This window comes from Streptomyces sp. NPDC039480, from assembly GCF_055597165.1.
Genome location: NZ_JBVITX010000001.1, coordinates 136585 through 155831, shown reverse-complemented (window position 1 = coordinate 155831; position 19247 = coordinate 136585). Strand labels below are relative to the sequence as shown.

Below are 19247 nucleotides of genomic sequence, written 5' to 3'. Positions count from 1 at the left end.
CTACCAAACACTTGTTAGGGAAGAGTGAATCGAAGAGGTGGGCCGCTGATGGACCTCGACTTCACCGCCGGGGAAGAGGAGTTCAGACGGCGGGCGCGCGAGTGGCTGGCCGCGCGCGTGCCCGCCGCGCCCCTGCCGTCGCTGGAGACCGAGGAGGGTTTCGCGGCCCATCGGGAGTGGGAGCGCACGCTCGCCGCCGACCGCTGGTCGGTGGTGTCCTGGCCGGAGGAGTACGGCGGCCAGGGCGTCGACATCGTCAAGTGGCTGGTGTTCGAGGAGGAGTACTACGCGGCGGGTGCGCCGGGCCGCGTCTCGCAGAACGGCATCAGTCTCCTCGCGCCCACCCTCTTCGACTTCGGCACCGAGGAGCAGCGCGCGCGGGTGCTGCCCCCCATGGCGACCGGCGAGGTGATCTGGGCGCAGGCCTGGTCGGAGCCTGAGGCGGGCTCCGACCTGGCGTCGCTGCGCTCCACCGCCCGCCGCACGGAGGGCGGTTGGCTGATCAGCGGGCAGAAGACGTGGTCGTCGCGGGCCGCGTTCGCCGACCGGGCGTTCGGCCTCTTCCGCAGCGGGCCCTCCGAGGGGCGCGAAGGGGGCACGGGGCGCGAAGGGCGCCCGGACAAGCCGCACCGGGGCCTGACGTATCTGATGTTCCCCCTCGACGCGGAGGGGGTGACGGTCCGTCCCGTCGGGCGCCTTGATGGCAAGCCCGCCTTCGCCGAGCTCTTCCTGGACGACGTCTTCGTACCGGACGAGGACGTGATCGGCGAGCCCGGCCAGGGCTGGCGGATCGCCATGTCCACCACGGGCGACGAGCGCGGTCTGACGCTGCGCTCGCCCGGCCGCTTCCTCGCCGCCGCGGACCGGCTGGTCCGGCAGTGGCGGGAGCGCGCGGACCCGGCGGACACGGCGCTGCGCGACCGGGTCGCCGACGCCGCCATCGGGGCGCGCGCCTATGCGTTGTTCACCTGGGCCAACGCGTCCCGGTTCACGGCCGGGGAGACGATCGGCGCCGAGTCCAGTCTCAACAAGGTCTTCTGGTCGGAGTACGACATCGCGCTGCACGAGACGGCGCTGGACCTGCTCGGCCCGGCCGGCGAGCTGGCCGACGGCGTCCCACCGGACGGTTCCGCCTGGTCCGAGGGGTACGTCTTCGCGCTCGCGGGACCCATCTACGCCGGGACGAACGAGATCCAGCGCGACATCATCGCCGAGCGCCTGCTCGGTCTGCCGAAGGGACGCCGCTGATGAGGTTCCTCCTCGACGACGCACAGCGGGAGTTCGCCCGCTCCCTGGACGCGATGCTGACGGCGGCCGACACGGTGGCGGCCACGCGCGCGTGGGGGCTCGGCGACCCGGCGCCGGGGCGGGCGGTGTGGGCGAGGCTCGCGGACGCGGGGGTCTTCGCGCTGCCGGTGCCCGGGGAGTACGAGGGTGTGGGGCCGCTGTCCGTCGAGACGGCCGTCGCGTTCGTGGAGCTGGGGCGGCACGCCGTGCCGGGACCGGCCGTCGAGACAGTGGCGGCGGCCGTACTTTTGGCACACCTCGCCGAGGAGGGTGAGCGGGAACCGGCCAAACGATTCCTGCCCTCCCTGGCCTCGGGAGCGGCGAGCGCGACGCTGACGCTCCCGGACGGCGGTCCGCTCGCCCTGGACGCCGACGCGGCGGACCTGATCCTCGCCGTGGCGGACGGCGAGTTGCGGCTGGCGCCCGGGCACGCGTGCGTGCGCCGCTCCCTGGACCCCGCGCGGCGGCTCGCCGCGCCGCTGCCCGGCGGGGAGCTGCTCGCCTCGGGCCCCGCCGTGGCCGGTGCGGCGCGACGGGCGGGCGAGTGGGCGGCGCTCGCCACGGCGGCGCAGTCCCTCGGCGTCGGCCTCGCGCTGCTCGACAGGACCGTCGCGTATGTGAAGCAGCGCACCCAGTTCGGGGCGCCGGTCGGGACGTTCCAGGCCGTCAAGCACCGGCTCGCGGACGTGCTGGTGCGGCTGGAGTTCGCGCGGCCGCTGGTGTTCGGCGCGGCGACGACCCTGGCGCGGGCCGACATCGCCGCCGCCAAGGTGACGGCGGGCGAGGCCGCGTACGGCGCGGCCCGTACCGCGCTGCAACTGCACGGGGCGATCGGGTACACGGCGGAGTTCGACCTGTCCCTGTGGCTCACGAAGGCGCGTGCGCTGCGGAGCGCCTGGGGGGATCCGGGGGTGTGGCGGGGGCGGGTCCTCGACGCCCGGGGGTGAGGGGAGTCCGCGGCTGCACCGCGTGCCGCTTTCCGGGAACACGAGCCGTGCGCGGCCCCCGGGATGCGATGATCAAGCACATCGGTGAGCCGACCGGGAAGGGGGCCCCACGTGCGCGTGATCGGGCTGATGTCAGGGACCTCGTACGACGCGATCGACGCGGCGGCCGCCGATCTGGCCCTCGACGGTGACCGGCTGACGCTCACCCCCCTCGGGCTGATCAGCCGCGGCTACGACGAAGGGCTGCGCGCCCGGCTCGCGGCCGCGCTGCCGCCCGCCGCCACCACGCTCGCCGAGGTCTGCCGCCTGGACACCGGCATCGGGCGGGCCTTCGCGGCCGCCGCGGTCGAGGCGGACCGTGAGCTGTGCGACGGGCAGGCCGAGTTGGTCGCCTCGCACGGACAGACCGTCTACCACTGGGTGGCGGACGGGCAGGTGCACGGCACGCTGCAGCTCGGGCAGCCCGCGTGGATCGCCGAGGCGACAGGACTGCCGGTGGTCGCCGACTTCCGCCCCCGGGACATCGCCGCGGGCGGCCAAGGGGCGCCCCTGGTCAGCCTGGTGGACCGGATGTGGCTGCGCGGCAGGCCGGGAAGGCCGGCCGCGCTGAACCTCGGCGGCATCGCCAACATCACCGCGGCCGACGGGACCGCCTTCGACACCGGCCCCGCCAACGCCCTGATCGACGCCGCGGTGCGCGAGGCGACGGGCGGCCGTCTCGCCTACGACCTGGACGGTGAACTGGCCGCCCGCGGCACGGTCGACGAAGGGCTCCTCGCACGGCTCCTGGCCGAGCCCTACTACACGCTCCCGGCGCCGAAGACGACGGGCAAGGAGCTCTTCCATCTGCCGTATTTGCGTACGGCGTTGGAGGGGTACGAGAAGCTGTCCGCCGAGGACGTCGTCGCCACGCTCACCCGCCTCACGGCCCGCACGGTCGCCGACGCCGTGCGTTCCGTGGGCGCCTCCGAGGCCGTGGTCTCCGGGGGTGGGACGCGCAATCCGGCGCTGATGGCCGCGCTGCGGGCGGAGTTGGGCGCCGGGATCCCGGTGCGCACCTCCGACGAGCTGGGTCTGCCCTCCGCGGCGAAGGAGGCGTACGCCTTCGCCGTCCTCGGCTTCCTGACCCTGCACGGCCTGCCCGGCACCGTCCCCGCGAGCACGGGGGCACGGCACGCGAGCGTGCTGGGTTCGATCACGCCGGGCCGCCGGGGAGTGCCGTGGCCGCGGACGGCGGAGGGGACCGTGGGGCCCGAGAGGCTCCTGGTCAACGGCCATGGGAGCGCGGGCCGGTAGAAGAAGCGGGGACCGCCGGAAAAGGTGGGGACAAGCGGGGCCCCTCTCATCCGGCTTTCACGCGGTGCTCATACGCTGACCGCCATGACCCAGATGACTCCCCCAGGCTGGTACCCCGACCCCGGCCAGACCGCCGGCGGTCCTCCCACCGAGCGCTGGTGGGACGGGAACGTGTGGACGGACCAGGTGCGGGCCGCCGCGGGCACCGCGGCGTACCCGACTCAACCGGCCTTTCCGGCGCACCCCGGAGAGGCACCCGCCCCGCGCCGCAGACTGCGCGTGGCGATAGCCGCCGGCGTGGTGCTCGTCGTGCTCGCCGGGATAGGCGGCGGCGTGTACGCCCTGACCTCGGACGACGACGGGGACGGCGCCGACACCGTGGGCAAGGAGCCGTCGGCCGACGCCCCGCGGGAGCCGGGGGCGCCGGATCCGACGGAGTCGCCCCGGGCGCCGCGGTCGCCGGGCACGCCCGATGAGCGGCCCCCGGGACAGGACCCGGGCTTCGCGAGCGACGTGGTGAACGGCATCAAGATCCCCGTGCCGGACGGCTGGAAGGGCGGCACCACGCAGTTCGGCGCCGGGGTGCAGACGGACCCGATCCCCTGCCCGGGCAACCCGGACGAGCAGTGCACCCGCGGCAGCGCCTACTCACAATCCGCCGAGGAGCTGAAGCTCGACGCGAAGACGCCCGAGGCGGCCGCCAAGGAGGACATAAAGAAGAACGCGAAGGAAGGGTACGGCGGCAAGACCTACGGCAAGATCACCTCGCACAAGGTGCTGGCCTCCGAGCCCATCACCGTGGCGGGCCAGAAGGGCTACTACGTCCGCTGGAAGGCCGTCACGCAGAAGAGCGACGACGGCTACGTCGAATCGCTCGCCTTCCCGTCCCCCGCCGACAAGTCGAAGCTCGTCATCGTGCGCATGGGCATCGACGTCAACGACAAGGCCCCCTCGCCGTCCGCCATGGACGACATCGCGAAGGGGATCAAGGCGGGTCCGGTCGTCGAGGGCGGCGGCGGGGCCGGCCAGGACGTGTAGCAAATCGAAGAACGGGCCCGGACACGGGACCGGACGGGGTTCCTCGCCGCTCACAAGGAACCCCGTCCGGTCCGGGGGTGCGCGCCGCCCCCGTCCCCACGGTGCGGCGCGGGCGGGCCCGGGTCGTCATCCGACGGACCCGGGCCCACGATCAGGTGAGGCCCAGTGCGGGGAGCACGCAGGCCTCCACGAAACGGGTCACATACTCCTCGTCGGCGTACGCGCCCTCCAGGATCGGCCTGGCCCGCAGCACGCCGAACAGCTGCACGGAGAGGAACTCCACCGCCGGGTGGCCCGCGGCGATCTCGCCGCGCTCGACACCGCGCTCGATGATCGCCGCCATGGCCCTGAGCTCCGGCTCGACCAGCGTCTCGCGCAGCACCCGCTGCAGGTCCTCGTCCTGCAGGACCGCGTGGCTGAGCGCCTGGACCAGCATCGTGTCGCGCCCCGACTGCTCGCCGGCGGCGCGGGCCGCCTCCCGCAGGTCCCCGGCGAGGCTGCCGGTGTCGATGCCGGCGAACCGCACACAGCGATTGGCGCGCAGCGCGGCGGCCACGAACTGGGGCTTGGTCTTCCACTGGCGGTAGAGCGTGGACTTGCTGCACCGGGTGCGGGCGGCCACGCCCTCCATGGTCAGCGCCTCGTAACCGCACTCGCGGAGCTGGTCGAGGACGGCGTCGTAGAACTCCTGCTCACGCTCCGGCGTGATCTTCGAGCGGCTCGACGTCGACGTCATGGCTCTTCTCCTCGGTACGGCGGCCGATCGGCTCGATCGACACCTTTCGATACGTAAGTGTACCGGTACGCCTCCGTATCGGTACACTGGCGTATCGATGAGTGGGGCGATCCTCCGCTCAGACCGCACTACCCAGTCATCACGTAAAGGGGCCGGGGGATGGAATCCCGAACCGAGCCTGCCGAACGGGAGCCGGACATATCCGTCCGGGAGCCGGGCGCCACCGCCGTCCGGAAGCCGGACACATCTGCCCGACCGCCCCTCGTCCGCGAGCTCCTCCTCGTCGTAGGACTTTTCCTCGTCTACAAATTCGGCAGGCAGCTCGCCAACGGTCACACCGGCGAGGCCTTCCAGAACGCGCACCGCGTGTGGGACGCCGAGCGTTCGCTGCGCCTGCCCGGCGAGGGCGCCGTGCAGGACGCCCTCCTCAGCAGCGAGTCGTTGATCCACGTCGCGAACACGTACTACGCGACCGTGCACTTCCCGGCGACGCTGCTGTTCCTGGTCTGGCTGTACTGGCGCCGCCCGCGGCACTACGTATGGACGCGGCGGGTGCTCGCCGCGCTGACCGCTGCCGCGCTCGTGCTGCACCTCGGCTTCCCGCTCGCGCCGCCGCGGATGCTGGACGCCGCGCACCTCGTCGACACGGCGCAGGTGTACGGGCCCTCGGTGTACGCGGCCAAGCCCGCGACCGACACCATGGCGAACCAGTTCGCGGCCATGCCCTCGCTGCACTTCGGCTGGGCGCTGATGCTCGCCGTCGGGCTGATCGTCGCCACGTCGTCGCGGTGGCGCTGGCTGTGGCTCCTTCACCCGCTGCTGACCCTGCTCGTGGTGGTCGGCACCGCCAACCACTACTGGCTCGACGCGCTCGCGGCGACCGCGCTGCTCGGCATCGCCCTCGCGGTGATCCGGCTGCCGCACCCGGGGCGCTCGCGCGTCGTGCGCCGCTCCGTGCCCGCACGGGAACTGATCACCTCGGGGGCCGGCCGATGAACGCCACGCTTCTCGCCGTCGCGCTCTCCCTCGTCTCGGCGGCCGCGTACGCCGCCGCGGCGGTCGCCCAGGAGCGGCTCGCCTCGCGGGTCCGCGAGGGCGAGAGCGGGGCCATGCGCATGCTCGGCAGCGGCATCTGGTGGTCCTCCGTCGGACTCAACGCGTCCGCCGCGCTGCTGCACGTGGCGGCCCTGAAGTACGGCCCGCTCACCCTGGTCCAGCCGCTCGGCGCGCTCACCCTGGTCGCCGCCGTGCCGCTGGGCGCGCGGCTCGCCGGCCGCCGGGTCACGCGCCTGGAGTGGCGCGGCACGGGGCTCACGCTCATCGGGCTCGGCACGCTGCTCCTGACCGCCTCCGGGCCGGCGCCGGACGACACGTTGACCGTGCCGGAGGCGCTGGTCGTGGCCGCCGCGACCATGGCGGTCATCGGGGTGCTCTCCCGGCCCGGCACGCGGCCCGGGCTGCGGCACGCGACCGCGTCCGGCTTCGCCTCCGGGGTCGCCTCGGCGCTCACGCAGACCGTGACGGTCGCTGTGACCGACCGCTCCGGGCCGCTCCTCAGTCCGCAGGTCGTGCTCGTGGCGCTGCTCGTGGCGGCGTTCGCCGCCGGGGGGCTGCTGCTCTCGCAGACCGCGTATCGCGGTGGGCTCGGCGCACCGCTCGCCGTGGTCACGCTCGCCAATCCGCTGGCCGCGTCGGTCATCGGCGTCGCGCTGCTCGGCGAGCGCCTTCAGGGTGGGGTCGGTGGGATTCTTCTCGCCGTGGTGGGGGCGGCGGTGGCTGCGTATGGCGTTGTGGTGCTCACGCGGTCGCCCCGTGAGGCGGTGGGTGGCCCCGTGCCGGAGCCTCTGCCGTCGATCCCGGCTCAGCCGGTGGAGACCGCGGGGCTTCGCCTCTCGCGGTCCTGAGCTCGCTCGCTCCGCATACGACAGCGGCGTCGGCGGCACGCTGCCCCTCCGGGGGTGTGCCGCCGACGCCGTCTGAGGACTGCGGGTGGGATGTGGCTGGGCGCGCAGTTCCCCGCGCCCCTGGGGACGACGGGGCGCGGTCAGCCGTCGCGTGGGCCATCCCCCCGGGGGGGCGGACGATGCCGATCGAGGGCTGCGGGCCGGATGTGGCTGGGCGCGCAGTTCCCCGCGCCCCTGGGGACGGCGGGGCTCGGTCGGCCGTCTCGTGGCCCTGGGGACGACGGGGCTCGGTCAGCCGCCATGCGTCCCCGGGGCGCCGGGGCTCGGTCAGCCGAAGCCGCGGGCGTCCTGCTTGAGGGCTGTGTCGACCGTCAGGGCCGTTGCCACGACCAGGCTCAGGAGGGGGTCCGGGAGCTGGTAGTGGATCTGGAGGACGTAGTTGTCCGCCGTGGTGAACATCGTCTTGGCGAGGCCCTCCCACGTCTTCGTGATCCGGGCGACCTCGTTGTCGGCGTGGTCGACGATCGAGAAGTTCCAGGCACGCCAGTTCTCCGCCTTGATCGCGCCGACCTGCTGGCCGTTCACCATCATCGCGAAGTTGATCTTGCCGATCATGTTCTGCTGGACGATCTCGCCGACCTGCTGGCCGTCCGGGCGCTCGACGATCACCCGCGATTTCATGAACTTGCGGGGGCGGGTCAGCATCATCTGCGGCTGGCCGTACGCGTCGCGGATCTCGAGCTTGTGCGTCATGAACTGGTCGACGCTGGCGACGAAGCGGGCGACCTTCTTCAGCGCGCTCTGGCCGACCTGGACGACCGAGCCGAGCGTGTTGCCCGCCTGGTCCATGACGCTGTACTCGTTCGTCAGCTCGATGAGCTTCGCCTTCTGGTTCACGACCAGGACCGGCTCCGTGAACAGCGTGCCGCCGCCCTGCGCGGACGGCGCGACACCGGCCTGCTTCTGCACCTGACGCTGCACCTTGGCCGGGTCGACCGCCTGCGGAGCCTGCGGGTGCGCCTGCGGCTGACCGAACTGGCCCTGCGGCGCCTGCATCTGCGGCTGGCCGAACTGACCCTGCGCGGGCTGCTGGGCCTGTGCGGCGGGCTGCGCGGGCTGCGCCTGCTGCGGGACCTGCTGTGCCTGGCCCTGCGGGGCCGGGCTGGTGTGGTCCGTCCACTGGGAGCCGTCCCACCAGCGGAGCAGCTGGGACGCGCCGTGAGGGTCCGGGTACCAGCCTGCAGGAGTGTTCGAATGCGTTGTCACCCGGGAGACCCTACCCTCCGTGCACGGGGCGTTCGCCAGTCCCTCAACAGGGGTGTGACATCCGTTACGGAGGGGGCGGTGCGCCCTCCAGACTTCAGAATGCGGCCTCCACCCGCAGCTCCCCCTCGCCCTCCCGCAGTTCGAACATCCCGACCCGGCCCGCCGCCCGCAGATCACCCTGCACCGCCGCGAAACGGTCGAGCGCGGCACGGTCCGCCGTGACCGTCGCCGTCCCGACCTCCGCCCGCATCGACAGCTTCGCCTGCGACTTGGCCCTGCGGATCGCCGCGATGGCCTCCGACGCCGTGCCGAGGACCGCCGCGTCGCCCGCGTGCTCGCGCAGCTCCGGCCCGCTCGGCCAGTGCGCGCGATGGACCGAGCCCTCGCGCCACCACGACCAGATCTCCTCCGTGACGAAGGGGAGGACCGGCGCGACGAGCCGCAGCAGGACGTCGAGCGCCGTGCGCAGCGCCGCCCGGGCCGACGCGGTCGCGGCCGCGTCGCCGTGGTCGCCGTACGCGCGGGCCTTGACGAGCTCGACGTAGTCGTCGCAGAAGCGCCAGAAGAACTGTTCCGTGCGCTCCAGGGCGCGGGCGTAGTCGAAGGCGTCGAAGGCCGCGGTGGCCTCCTCGGCGGCCGCCGCCAGTCCGGCGAGCAGCGCCCGGTCGAGCGGCTCGGTGACGGCGGTCCCCTCCGCAGGGGCGTCGCCGAGGCTCAGGACGAACTTGCCGACGTTCAGCAGCTTCGTGGCGAGGCGGCGGCCGATCTTCATCTGGCCGACGTCGAACGCCGTGTCCGTGCCGGGGCGGCCGCTCGCCGCCCAGTAGCGGACCGCGTCCGCGCCGTGCAGGGCGAGGAGGTGGTCCGGGGTGACCGCGTTGCCCTTGGACTTCGCCATCTTCTTGCGGTCGGGGTCGAGGATCCAGCCGGAGATCGCCGCGTGCCGCCAGGGCAGCGCGTCGTGCTCGGTGTGGGAGCGCACGACCGTGGCGAACAGCCAGGTGCGGATGATCTCGTGGGCCTGTGGGCGCAGGTCCATCGGGAAGACCCGCGCGAACAGGTCCGGGTCCGTCAGCCATTGGCCCGCGACCTGCGGGGTGAGGGAGGACGTCGCCCAGGTGTCCATGACGTCCGGGTCGCCGATGAAGCCGTGCGGTGCGCCGCGCTGTGCCGGCTCGTAGCCGGGCGGGGTCTCGGCGCTCGGGTCGACGGGCAGGGCGGAGCGGTCGGGGACGATCGGGTGGTCGTGGTCGGGCCGACCCGAGCCGTCCAGCGGGTACCAGACGGGGATCGGGACGCCGAAGAACCGCTGCCGGCTGATGAGCCAGTCGCCGTTGAGGCCGCCGACCCAGTTCTCGTAGCGGCTCCGCATGTGCGGCGGGTGCCAGGCCAGTTCGGTGCCGCGGGCCAGCAGCCGGTCGCGCAGGGCGGTGTCGCGGCCGCCGTTGCGGACGTACCACTGGCGGGTCGTGACGATCTCCAGGGGCTTGTCGCCCTTCTCGTAGAACTTCACCGCGTGCGTGACGCGGCGTGGTTCGCCCCTGAGGTCGCCGCTGTCACGCAGCATCTCGACGACGCGTTCGCGCGCCGTGTGCACGGTGGCGCCCGCCAGCTTCGCGTACGCGGCGACGGCGGCCGGTGTCTCGACGCCGCTCGGCGGCTCGGTGCGGAAGCGGCCGTCCCAGCCGATCACCGGGCGCGTGGCGAGGCGCAGTTCGCGCCACCACGTGACGTCGGTGGTGTCCCCGAACGTGCAGACCATCGCGATGCCCGTGCCCTTCCCGGGGGTGGCGAGGCGGTGGGCGACGACGGGGACCTCGACGTCGAAGAGCGGGGTGCGGACGGTCGTGCCGAACAGGTGCCGGTACCGCTCGTCGTCGGGGTGCGCGACGAGGGCGACGCAGGCGGGGAGCAGTTCGGGGCGGGTCGTCTCGATCTCGACGAGGCTGCCGCCGACAAGGCCGCCGTCGACGACGCTGCCGCCTGCGCCGTGGAAGGCGAGCCGGTGGTAGGCGGCGGGCCGCTCACGGTCCTCGAGCTCCGCCTGGGCGACCGCCGTGCGGAACGTGACGTCCCAGAGCGTGGGCGCCTCGGCGACGTACGCCTCCCCGCGCGCGAGGTTGTTGAGGAACGCGAGCTGCGAGGCGGCGCGGGCGTCGGCGCCAATGGTCCGGTACGTGCGGGACCAGTCGACGGAGAGCCCGAGCCGCCGCCACAGGTTCTCGAAGGCCTGCTCGTCCTCGGCGGTGAGCAGCTCGCAGAGTTCGATGAAGTTCCGCCGCGAGAGGGGCAGTTGACGCTTGCCGGGCTGCTCGGGCGGGACGAAGTCCGGGTCGTACGGCAGCGCGGGGTCGCAGCGGACGCCGAAGTGGTTCTGGACGCGCCGCTCGGTCGGCAGGCCGTTGTCGTCCCATCCCATGGGATAGAAGACTTCCTTGCCGCGCATGCGCTGGTAGCGGGCGACGGCGTCGGTGTGGGTGTACGAGAAGACGTGGCCGACGTGCAGCGAGCCGCTGACCGTGGGCGGCGGGGTGTCGATGGAGAAGATCTCGTCCCGCGTCTTCGAGCGGTCGAAGGCGAATACGCCCGACTCGTCCCATCGCCGAGACCACTTCTCTTCGAGCCCGTCGAGGACGGGCTTCTCGGGGACGCCTGCACGGCGACGGGTGAATGCCATGCCTCTGGATGCTATCCAGGCCCGCCGCCCGCAGGCGTCCCCTTTTCCGGCGCTTTCCTGGCGTCAGCCGGTGATGATCGCCGGGTCGCTGACGCCCGCCGCGCCGGTCTCGACATGGCCCGCGAGGCGCCGCAGGAATCCGGCGTCGGTGTCGGACTTCACGGTCAGGTCGTACCAGCGCTTGCTCGCCCGCAGGTCGACGGTGTGCTCCACGGAGGCGCCCGCCTTGACCTTGAAGGTCTGGCCCGCGCCTCCATAGGCGTTGGTCACCGTGAGGTTCACATCGGTGCTGCCCGCGTTCTTCAGGGTCAGCTTGATGTTGCCCGTCGTGCCGTCGTGGCGGGCGACGACCTCGGGGCCCGCCTTCTTGCCGGGACCCTTGAAGGTGCGCAGGAAGCCGTTGGGGCCGAAGACGGAGAGGTCGTAGACGTCCTTGGAGTACTTCGAGTTCCAGGTGTCCGAGACGGTCTTGCCCGCCTCGGTGGTGTACGTCCACGGGCCGTCGGTGCGGTTCGCGGACCGGACGTGGAAGCAGACGCCGGCCTTGGCTCCGCCGCTGAACGTGAGCGTGAACTTCCCGGCCACCGGGTCCGCGGCGCCGTCGACCAGCGGGGCGTACGGCAGCGCGCGGGCGGGCCGGGAGCCGGGCTCCTGCTTGGGCAGCGCCGGGTCGGCGGGCGCCTTGGGCACGTAGTCGGGGTGGCGCTGCTTGTCCGGCGGCTCGTAGGCGGCGGTGTCGGGGAGCCTCGCCGGGTCGGTGTCCTTGCCGCTGAAGTCGAACGCGGAGGTCAGGTCGCCGCAGATCGCGCGGCGCCACGGCGAGATGTTGGGCTCCTTGACGCCGAAGCGCTTCTCCATGAACCGGATGATCGACGTGTGGTCGAAGACCTCGGAGTTCACGAAGCCGCCGGTGCTCCACGGCGAGACGACGATCATCGGGACGCGCTGGCCGAGGCCGTAGTGCCCGGCCGCGTAGGAGCTGTTGCCCGGGAAGTAGTCGAGGGTGGTGTCGACGGTGGACTTGCCCTGGTTGGCGTCCTTCGGCACGTACGGCGGGACGATGTGGTCGAAGTAGCCGTCGTTCTCGTCGTAGGTGATGAACAGCGCCGTCTTCGCCCACACCTCGGGGTTGGAGGTGAGCGCGTCCAGGACCTGCGCGATGTACCAGGCGCCGTAGTTGACGGGCCAGTTGGGGTGCTCGGTGAAGGCCTCCGGGCAGGCGATGTAGGAGACCTGCGGGAGCCTGTCCGCCTTCACGTCGGCCGTGAGGATGTCGAAGTAGCCGTCGCCCGCCTTGGCGTTGGTGCCGGTGCGGGCCTTGTCGTACAGCGGGTCGCCGGGCTTGGCGTTGCGGTACTTGTTGAAGTAGAGGAGCGAGTTGTCGCCGTAGTTGCCGCGGTAGGCGTCGTTGATCCAGCCCCAGTGGCCCGCCGCGTCCAGGCCGTCGCCGATGTCCTGGTAGACCTTCCAGCTGACGCCCGCCTGCTCCAGGCGCTCCGCGTACGTCGTCCAGTCGTAGCCGAGTTCCTGGTTGCCGAGGACCGGGCCGCCGCCCTTGCCGTCGTTGCCGACGTGGCCCGTGAGCATGTAGTAGCGGTTGGGGTCGGTGGCCCCGATGAACGAGCAGTGGTAGTCGTCGCAGACCGTGAACGCGTCGGCCAGCGCGTAGTGGAACGGGATGTCGTTCCGCTCCAGGTAGGCCATCGTCCGCTCGGACTTCGCGGGTATCCACTGGTCGTACGCGCCGTTGTTGAACGCCTTGTGGCCGCCCGCCCAGTCGTGGTCGAGGCCCGCGATGAACTGCATGCCGAGGTTCTCGGCGTCCGGGTGGAAGGGCAGCACCTCCTTGCCGCCGCCCCGCTGGTGCCAGACCGGCTTGCCGCTGGGCAGGGTCACCGGGCGCGGGTCGCCGAAGCCGCGTACGCCCTTCATCGTCCCGAAGTAGTGGTCGAAGGACCGGTTCTCCTGCATCAGTACGACGACGTGCTCGACGTCCTTGATGGTGCCGGTGGCGCGGGCGGCAGGCAGGGACGCGGCGCGGGCGATGCTCTGGTTGAGCATGGCGAACGTCGCGGTGCCGCCGGCCAGCTGCATGAAGCGGCGCCGATTGAGTTCAGGCATGAATGTTCCGACCTCGTGTTTTGTGGGGGACGTGAGCGGGGTGAAGTGTGCCAAGGGGAGCAAGCGATACGGAAGAGCCTGTGACGGCTGTGTGAAGAGAAGTCCAACCTCTGGCGGGCAGGACACAAGGGCCGGTCATCGCGGCGGAAACCCGCACATTCGGCGCAGACATTTCTTCACGCGTCGTGCACACCTTCGCCCTCTTGCGGCGATAGATGCTGTAGGCAACCATGAGGCCATGACTCCGCGTGTGCACGGCACCTGCGCCCCCGGATTCGAGCGCGTGCGCGCGGAATTCGAGCGGAACTTCACCGAGCGCGACGACCTCGGCGCGTCCGTCGCGGCCATGGTCGGCGGCGAGCTCGTCGTCGATCTGTGGGGCGGCGACGCCGACCGCACCGGTACCCGCCCCTGGGAGCGGGACACGCTCGTCAACGTCTACTCCACGACCAAGGGGATGACGGCGCTCTGCGCCCATCTGCTCGTCGACCGCGGCGAGTTGGACCTGGACGCGCCGGTCGCGCGGTACTGGCCGGAGTTCGCGCGGGAGGGCAAGGCCGACATCCCGGTGCGCTGGCTGCTGAGCCACCGCGCCGGCCTCATCGCGCCGAGCGAGCCGATGGCGCCGGGCGTGGTGTACGACTGGGAGAAGGTGACGGACGCGCTGGCGGCGACACGGCCGTGGTGGCGGCCCGGCACCGCCCAGGGCTACCACGCGGTGACATTCGGCTTCCTCGTCGGCGAGGTGGTGCGGCGCGTCACGGGCGTCTCGCTCGGGACGTTCCTGCGCACGGAGGTGACCGGGCCGCTCGGCGCCGACGTCCACGTGGGCACGCCGGAGAGCGAGCACGGGCGGTGCGCGGACATGGCGCCGGCCCTCCGCGCCACCGAGGAGCCGTCGTCGGCTCCTGAGGGGCCCGGTGAGCCACCGGCGTCGGCCCGCACGGACCCCGCCGAGTCACCCGAGCCGGCCCGTACCGTGCTCGGCGAGGCGCCGAAGCCCCCGGTGGGCGGTCTGACGGACCATCCGATGGCGCCGGTCACGCTCGCCCTGCAGTACCTGCCGCTCGGCGACGTGAACTCCGCGGCCTACCGCGGCGCGGAGATCCCCGCGGTCAACGGCCACGCCACCGCGCGCGGACTCGCCGCCGTGTACGCGGAGTTGGCGAGCGGCCGGCTCCTCTCCCCCGGCGCCCTGGAGCGGCTGCGCACCCGGCAGGGCGCGGGCGACGAGCCCGACCTGGTGCTGCGGGCGGGCACCCCGCTCGCCGAGACCTGGTCGTGGGGCCTCGGCTACATGCTCAACCAGTTCGGGCAGGCGGGCCCCAACCCGCGGGCGTTCGGGCACGGCGGCGCGGGCGGGTCGTACGCCTTCGCCGACCCGGAGAACGGCGTCTCGTACGCGTACACCATGAACCGCATGGGCGCCGGTACCTCCGGCGAGGACCTGCGCAGCATCCACCTGGTCGGTGCGCTGTACGAGGGGCTGGCCGAACTGGGACCGACAGCGGGGGCATGACGCCACGGGCCCGGCGCGAGACGCCGGGGATCCGTGGCCGGAGGGACCGGGGTGCGGCCGGAGGCTCAGGTGTCGGGGTGGCGGCCGGGGCCCTTGTCGTTGGGGGCAAGCTTGCTGGGCGACAGGTCCGTGGCGTCCTCCCCGGGTTCCAGCAGGGTGTTGGCGGGGCCGATGATCAGCGGGTCGGCCTTCCCCACGGCCTCCGTGTCCTTCGCCTCGTAGTCGACCCGCAACAGCAGATGGCGCATCGCTTCGAGGCGGCCGCGCCGCTTGTCGTTGGTCTTCACGACGGTCCAGGGGGCGTGCGCCGTGTCCGTGGCCCGGAACATCTCGACCTTCGCGTACGTGTAGGCGTCCCACAGGTCCAGTGAGGCGACGTCGGTGGAGGACAGCTTCCACTGGCGCACCGGGTCGACCTGCCGGATCGCGAAACGGGTCCGCTGCTCGGCCCGTGAGACGGAGAACCAGAACTTGACGAGGATGATGCCGTCATCGGTGATCATCTTTTCGAACAGCGGAGCCTGTTCCAGGAAGTGCCGGTGCTCACCGGGCGTACAGAACCCCATCACCGGCTCGACGCCTGCGCGGTTGTACCAGGACCGGTCGAAGAAGACGATCTCGCCGGCCGTCGGCAGCTGGGCGACGTACCGCTGGAAGTACCACTGGCCCGCCTCGTGCTCGTTCGGCTTGTCGAGGGCCACGGTCCGCGCGCCGCGCGGGTTCAGGCGCTCGGTGAACCGTTTGATCGTGCCGCCCTTGCCCGCCGCGTCACGCCCCTCGCACAGCACCACGATGCGCAGGCCCCGGTCGCGCACCGACTTCTGCAGTTTCAGCAGCTCGATCTGGAGGATCCGCTTGCGCCGCTCGTACGCCCGGCGGCCCAGCTTCTCCGCGTACGGGTAGTTCTCCCGCCACGTCTGGAGGGGCTGCCCCTGCTCGTCGAGGAGCACCGGGCGCTCCGGACGGGCCTCGTCCACCGAAAGGCCCTTGAGCAGATCCTCGCCGTTCTCACCGGTCGGCACCACGCCACCTCTCCCTCGAACATCCCTCGACGCCTCAGTCGACAGCCTGCCCCGAGGACCACGACTCAGCACCCGCGCCCGGTGGCCGGCAGAAAATGGCAGGACGGCCCCGGCGGCCCGTTGATACCTTGCGGATCATGAAGTCCGTAAGTGAGAACGAGATCCGCGCGTCCTTTGTGAACTGTTCGAAGGGCGAGGCCCGCAGACTCACCCTCCCTGCGGACTTCGCCGACACCCCCTGGTCCGACCTGGACTTTCTCGGCTGGCGGGACCCCAAGGCGCCCGAGCGCGGCTATGTCGTGACGTGGCGGGACGACCAGCCGGTGGGCATCGCCCTGCGCGCCTCCACCGGGGCCCGCAGGAGCATGCTCAAGTCCAGCATCTGCTCGGTCTGCGTGACGCCGCAGTCGGGCTCCGGCATCGCGCTGCTCGTGGCCCCGAAGGCGGGCGCTGCGGGCCGCCAGGGCAACTCCGTCGGTCTGTACATCTGCGCGGACCTGGCCTGCTCCCTCTACGTACGGGGGAAGAAGACCACGGCGCAGGCCCGCCGCCGTCTGGAGGAGAGCCTGACGCCGGAGGAGCAGAACGCGCGGACCACGCAGAACCTGAACGGTTTCCTGGACCAGGTCCTCGACGGCTGACCGGAACCCGTCAGGAGCCGCCGCTCAGGGTGCGTGCGGGCCGACGTCCGCCGCCGTGAGGGGGCGGCGCAGCGGTGCCGCCGTCGCGTACTCGTCGGCGCCGATGTCCCGTGTCCCGCCGCGCGGGTCGCCGTCGATGTCGTCGGTCACGGCCGGGCTGCCCAGCGTGGCCCTGCCGATCGCCGGGCTGCCCGCCGAGAGCCGGAACACGCCGTCGGGCCCGCGCCGGAGCTTCGGGTCGGCCCGGGTGAAGCCGCCGGAGGGAATGTTGCCGTGGGCGGCGGCGCCCCACAGGAGGTTGCTCCGCCAAGTGAAGCCGGTGGTCCTCTCCATCGCGACCAGGTCTCCGGAGTCGCCCACCAGAAGGTTGTCGGCGACGACCACCTTCTGGGGTTCGTAGGCGCGGTCCTCCCCGGAGAGGGTCTGGGCGTTGCCGTACAGGGTGTTGTGCACGATCACCGCGCGGTCGCACGCGTCGTTGCCGCGCCGCTCGTCGGCCGTCTCTCCGGAGTGGTGGTCGCGCGTGCTGCCGCTGCCGATGACCAGCGCCCGGCCGGACAGACCGGCCACGTAGTTGTTGACGATCAGGTGGCCGTTGCCGTAGAGACGCAGGCCTTCCTTGCCGTCGAGCAGGTAGTTGCTCTCCACCCGGGTGCGGTTGCCATGGCGCAGGACGATGCCGCCGGCGCTGTCGCGGATCGTGTTGTACCGGACGGTGTTGTCCGACGACTTCACCGAGATCGCCTCGGGGTCTCCGTCGCACCGCTCGAACAGGTTGTACTCGACGACGGCGCGGGCGCCGGACAGGGCGCGGGGGCTGACGCCGAGGCGGATCGGCTCCCCGCCGTTGGCGCCGGCGAAGGTGTGGTCGGAGAAATGGTTGCGGAGGATGTGCACGCGCTGGGCCATGGCGGTGCCGCCCGCTCCCTCGACGCAGAGGAAGACGCCGAGGGTGGTCTTGCCGTGGAAGTGGTTGCGGTCGACCTTGGTATCGTCGGCGCGCACCATCACCCAGTGCAGGCCCTCGATGTCGGCGAGCTGGAAGTCGTTGCGGGTCAGCCGGATGCGCGAGCAGTTCGCCGGTATCTCCAGGGTGGTGCTCTGGCGGAACGCGAAGCCGGTGACGGTGATGTTGCTCGACCCGCTGAAGACGAAGCCGCGCTCGCCGCGCAGGACCGCGCCGCCGCGGGAGGCGGAGGTGATGGTGATGGGGGCGTCCTGCGTGCCGTGCTTGCCCGTCACGTCGATGGAGCCGCCCGGCGGAACGGTGTAGGTGCCGTCCGCCAGGACGATCCGGTCGCCGGGCGCCGCGCTGTCGATGGCTCTCTGCAGGTCGGCCAGGGAGCTGACGGTGGCGGATGCCGTGGGCTCGGCCGCGCCCGCCGTGCGCGGGGTGGCGAGCGGTGCGGCGGCGAGTGCCGCTCCGACGGCGGTGCCGGTGAGGAACGTGCGGCGTTGCATGGTGCCTCCATGGGGGCTCGGGGGGTGGGCTTCAGCCGGTGGGCGTGTCCAGGTACAGCTCGATGACCGGGACGGGCGTGTCCGGGCGCTGCACGGGGAGCTGGAGGGTGAGGGTGCCTGCGGGCTGCCCGCCCAGCTCGGTGTTGAGCGCGGGCTGTCCGGAGGCGATCTCGACGCGGGGGATCTCGGACGCGTCGTTGAGGAGCTGGGCGTAGCGGACCCGGCCCGCGAGTCCGGGCAGGTGCAGATGGCGCAGCGGCCAGGCGAAGAGGTGGAGGTAGAGCCGGTCGCCGCGCCGGGTGTAGCGGCAGTCGGCGGGGGCGGTGTACGGGGCGGGGCCGCAGCCGCGGACCGACCTCTCGTGCAGGTCCATCCAGCGGCCCAGCTCGCCGAGGACGGCGACGGTGTGCGGGTCGAGGTCGCCGCGGCCGGTGGGGCCGACGTTGAGCAGCAGGTTGCCGCCCTTGGAGACGCCGTCGACGAGCATGCGGATCACCAGGTCGGCGCTCTTGTGGTCGAGGTTGTCGCGGTCGTAGCCCCAGCTGCCGTTGAGGGTCTGGCAGGCCTCCCAGACCACGGGTTTCCCGTCCTTCGTCATGGGTCCCGCGGGTTGGTACTGCTCGGGGGTGACGAAGTCGCCGGGCAGGCCGGTCCTGTCGTTGACGAGGACGTGCGGCTGGAGCTCGCGGATCAGCTCCATCAGCGCCGGTGAGTCCCAGTCGTCGGGGCCCTTGCCGCCCCACCAGTGGCGGCCGGCGTAGGAGAAGTCGAAGAAGAGGTGGTCGACGCGGCCGAAGCCGGTCAGCAGCTCGCGTACCTGGCCGTGCAGATAGCGCCGGTAGTCGCGGATGTCGCGGTCGGCGTGGGCGGCCTTGAACTCCTCGTCGTCGCGCTGGGGGTGGGTGCCGTCGACGGGGAACGACGGATGGTGCCAGTCGATCAGCGAGTAGTAGAAGCCGACCTTGAGCCCTTCGGCGCGGCACGCCTCGACGAACGGGGTGAGGAGGTCACGGCCGTACGGGGTCCTGGTGACCTTGTAGTCGGTGAGGGCGCTGTCCCACAGGCAGAAGCCGTCGTGGTGCTTGGTGGTGAGGACGACGTACCGCATGCCGGCGGCCTTCGCGGTCCTCGCCCACCGCACGGGGTCGTAGCGGTCGGGGTCGAAGTGGTCGAAGTACACCTGGTACTGCTCGTCGGACAGCTTCTCCCGGTGCTTGACCCACTCGTGGCGGGCGGCGAGGGAGTACAGGCCCCAGTGGACGAACATCCCGAACCGGTCGGTGGTGAACCAGGTCGTGTCCGGGGCGGCGGTCGGGGTCACGGGGTGGCGCT

15 protein-coding genes are annotated in these 19247 nt (G+C 72.1%); 8 read left to right on the top strand and 7 right to left on the bottom strand.

The window, feature by feature from the left end:
• The first annotated feature begins 48 nt into the window (after window positions 1-48).
• From ACZ56E_RS00665 to ACZ56E_RS00650, 4 genes are all read left to right on the top strand, one after another.
• Entirely contained in the window at window positions 49-1248 is a 1200-nt protein-coding gene (locus tag ACZ56E_RS00665) for an acyl-CoA dehydrogenase family protein (protein WP_471209288.1), read from the top strand.
• The gene (locus ACZ56E_RS00660; RefSeq protein WP_471209285.1) at window positions 1248-2234 is read left to right on the top strand and encodes an acyl-CoA dehydrogenase family protein; all 987 of its coding nucleotides are present in this window, start codon (window positions 1248-1250) and stop codon (window positions 2232-2234) included. Before ACZ56E_RS00665 ends, ACZ56E_RS00660 begins: the two co-directional genes overlap by 1 nt.
• A 111-nt stretch (window positions 2235-2345) precedes the next feature.
• Window positions 2346-3530 (top strand): anhydro-N-acetylmuramic acid kinase, encoded by a 1185-nt coding sequence (locus tag ACZ56E_RS00655; protein ID WP_471209282.1) that lies wholly within the window; start codon window positions 2346-2348, stop codon window positions 3528-3530.
• Between the two features lie 84 nt (window positions 3531-3614).
• Window positions 3615-4568, top strand: a complete 954-nt coding sequence (locus ACZ56E_RS00650; RefSeq protein ID WP_471209279.1) for a DUF2510 domain-containing protein — start codon at window positions 3615-3617, stop codon at window positions 4566-4568.
• Between the two features lie 151 nt (window positions 4569-4719).
• Here ACZ56E_RS00650 and ACZ56E_RS00645 read toward each other — a convergent pair whose 3' ends face one another.
• Window positions 4720-5304 (bottom strand): TetR/AcrR family transcriptional regulator, encoded by a 585-nt coding sequence (locus ACZ56E_RS00645; RefSeq protein ID WP_362994993.1) that lies wholly within the window; start codon window positions 5302-5304, stop codon window positions 4720-4722.
• Window positions 5305-5463: 159 nt separating this feature from the next.
• Between ACZ56E_RS00645 and ACZ56E_RS00640 the strand changes: the two genes are divergently transcribed.
• Both ACZ56E_RS00640 and ACZ56E_RS00635 read left to right on the top strand, forming a co-directional pair.
• Window positions 5464-6300 carry a phosphatase PAP2 family protein gene (locus ACZ56E_RS00640; protein WP_471209275.1) on the top strand — a complete coding sequence of 279 codons (837 nt, stop codon included), beginning with the start codon at window positions 5464-5466 and terminating at the stop codon, window positions 6298-6300.
• On the top strand, window positions 6297-7208 hold the full coding sequence (locus ACZ56E_RS00635; protein WP_471209272.1) for a DMT family transporter: 912 nt from the start codon (window positions 6297-6299) through the stop codon (window positions 7206-7208). The genes ACZ56E_RS00640 and ACZ56E_RS00635 overlap by 4 nt, the downstream gene beginning before the upstream one ends.
• Window positions 7209-7535: 327 nt before the next feature.
• Here ACZ56E_RS00635 and ACZ56E_RS00630 read toward each other — a convergent pair whose 3' ends face one another.
• From ACZ56E_RS00630 to ACZ56E_RS00620, 3 genes are all read right to left on the bottom strand, one after another.
• On the bottom strand, window positions 7536-8474 hold the full coding sequence (locus ACZ56E_RS00630) for an LURP-one-related family protein (RefSeq protein ID WP_471209269.1): 939 nt from the start codon (window positions 8472-8474) through the stop codon (window positions 7536-7538).
• A 94-nt stretch (window positions 8475-8568) separates the two neighbouring features.
• Window positions 8569-11151: a valine--tRNA ligase gene (gene valS / locus ACZ56E_RS00625; RefSeq protein WP_471209266.1), complete on the bottom strand. Its 2583-nt coding sequence runs from the start codon at window positions 11149-11151 to the stop codon at window positions 8569-8571.
• 63 nt (window positions 11152-11214) lie between these two features.
• Window positions 11215-13272, bottom strand: coding sequence for a phosphocholine-specific phospholipase C (locus ACZ56E_RS00620; protein WP_471209263.1), 2058 nt, complete (start codon window positions 13270-13272; stop codon window positions 11215-11217).
• A 238-nt stretch (window positions 13273-13510) separates the two neighbouring features.
• On the opposite strand from ACZ56E_RS00620, the gene ACZ56E_RS00615 reads away from it, so the two are divergent.
• Complete coding sequence (locus tag ACZ56E_RS00615; protein ID WP_471209260.1) at window positions 13511-14791, top strand: serine hydrolase domain-containing protein; 1281 nt, start codon at window positions 13511-13513, stop codon at window positions 14789-14791.
• Window positions 14792-14856: 65 nt separating this feature from the next.
• On the opposite strand, the gene ppk2 is transcribed toward ACZ56E_RS00615, so the two are convergent.
• Window positions 14857-15816 carry a polyphosphate kinase 2 gene (ppk2, locus tag ACZ56E_RS00610; RefSeq protein ID WP_471209257.1) on the bottom strand — a complete coding sequence of 320 codons (960 nt, stop codon included), beginning with the start codon at window positions 15814-15816 and terminating at the stop codon, window positions 14857-14859.
• Between the two features lie 134 nt (window positions 15817-15950).
• Here ppk2 and ACZ56E_RS00605 point away from each other — a divergent pair, with 134 nt between their 5' ends.
• Window positions 15951-16454, top strand: coding sequence for an FBP domain-containing protein (locus ACZ56E_RS00605; protein WP_471209254.1), 504 nt, complete (start codon window positions 15951-15953; stop codon window positions 16452-16454).
• A gap of 24 nt (window positions 16455-16478) precedes the next feature.
• Here ACZ56E_RS00605 and ACZ56E_RS00600 read toward each other — a convergent pair whose 3' ends face one another.
• Together ACZ56E_RS00600 and ACZ56E_RS00595 are read right to left on the bottom strand one after the other, a co-directional pair.
• A complete protein-coding gene (locus ACZ56E_RS00600; protein ID WP_471209251.1) occupies window positions 16479-17915 on the bottom strand; it encodes a polysaccharide lyase 6 family protein in 1437 nt (478 codons plus the stop codon).
• Between the two features lie 31 nt (window positions 17916-17946).
• Window positions 17947-19236 carry an alpha-L-fucosidase gene (locus ACZ56E_RS00595; RefSeq protein WP_471209248.1) on the bottom strand — a complete coding sequence of 430 codons (1290 nt, stop codon included), beginning with the start codon at window positions 19234-19236 and terminating at the stop codon, window positions 17947-17949.
• Between the last annotated feature and the right edge of the window lie 11 nt (window positions 19237-19247).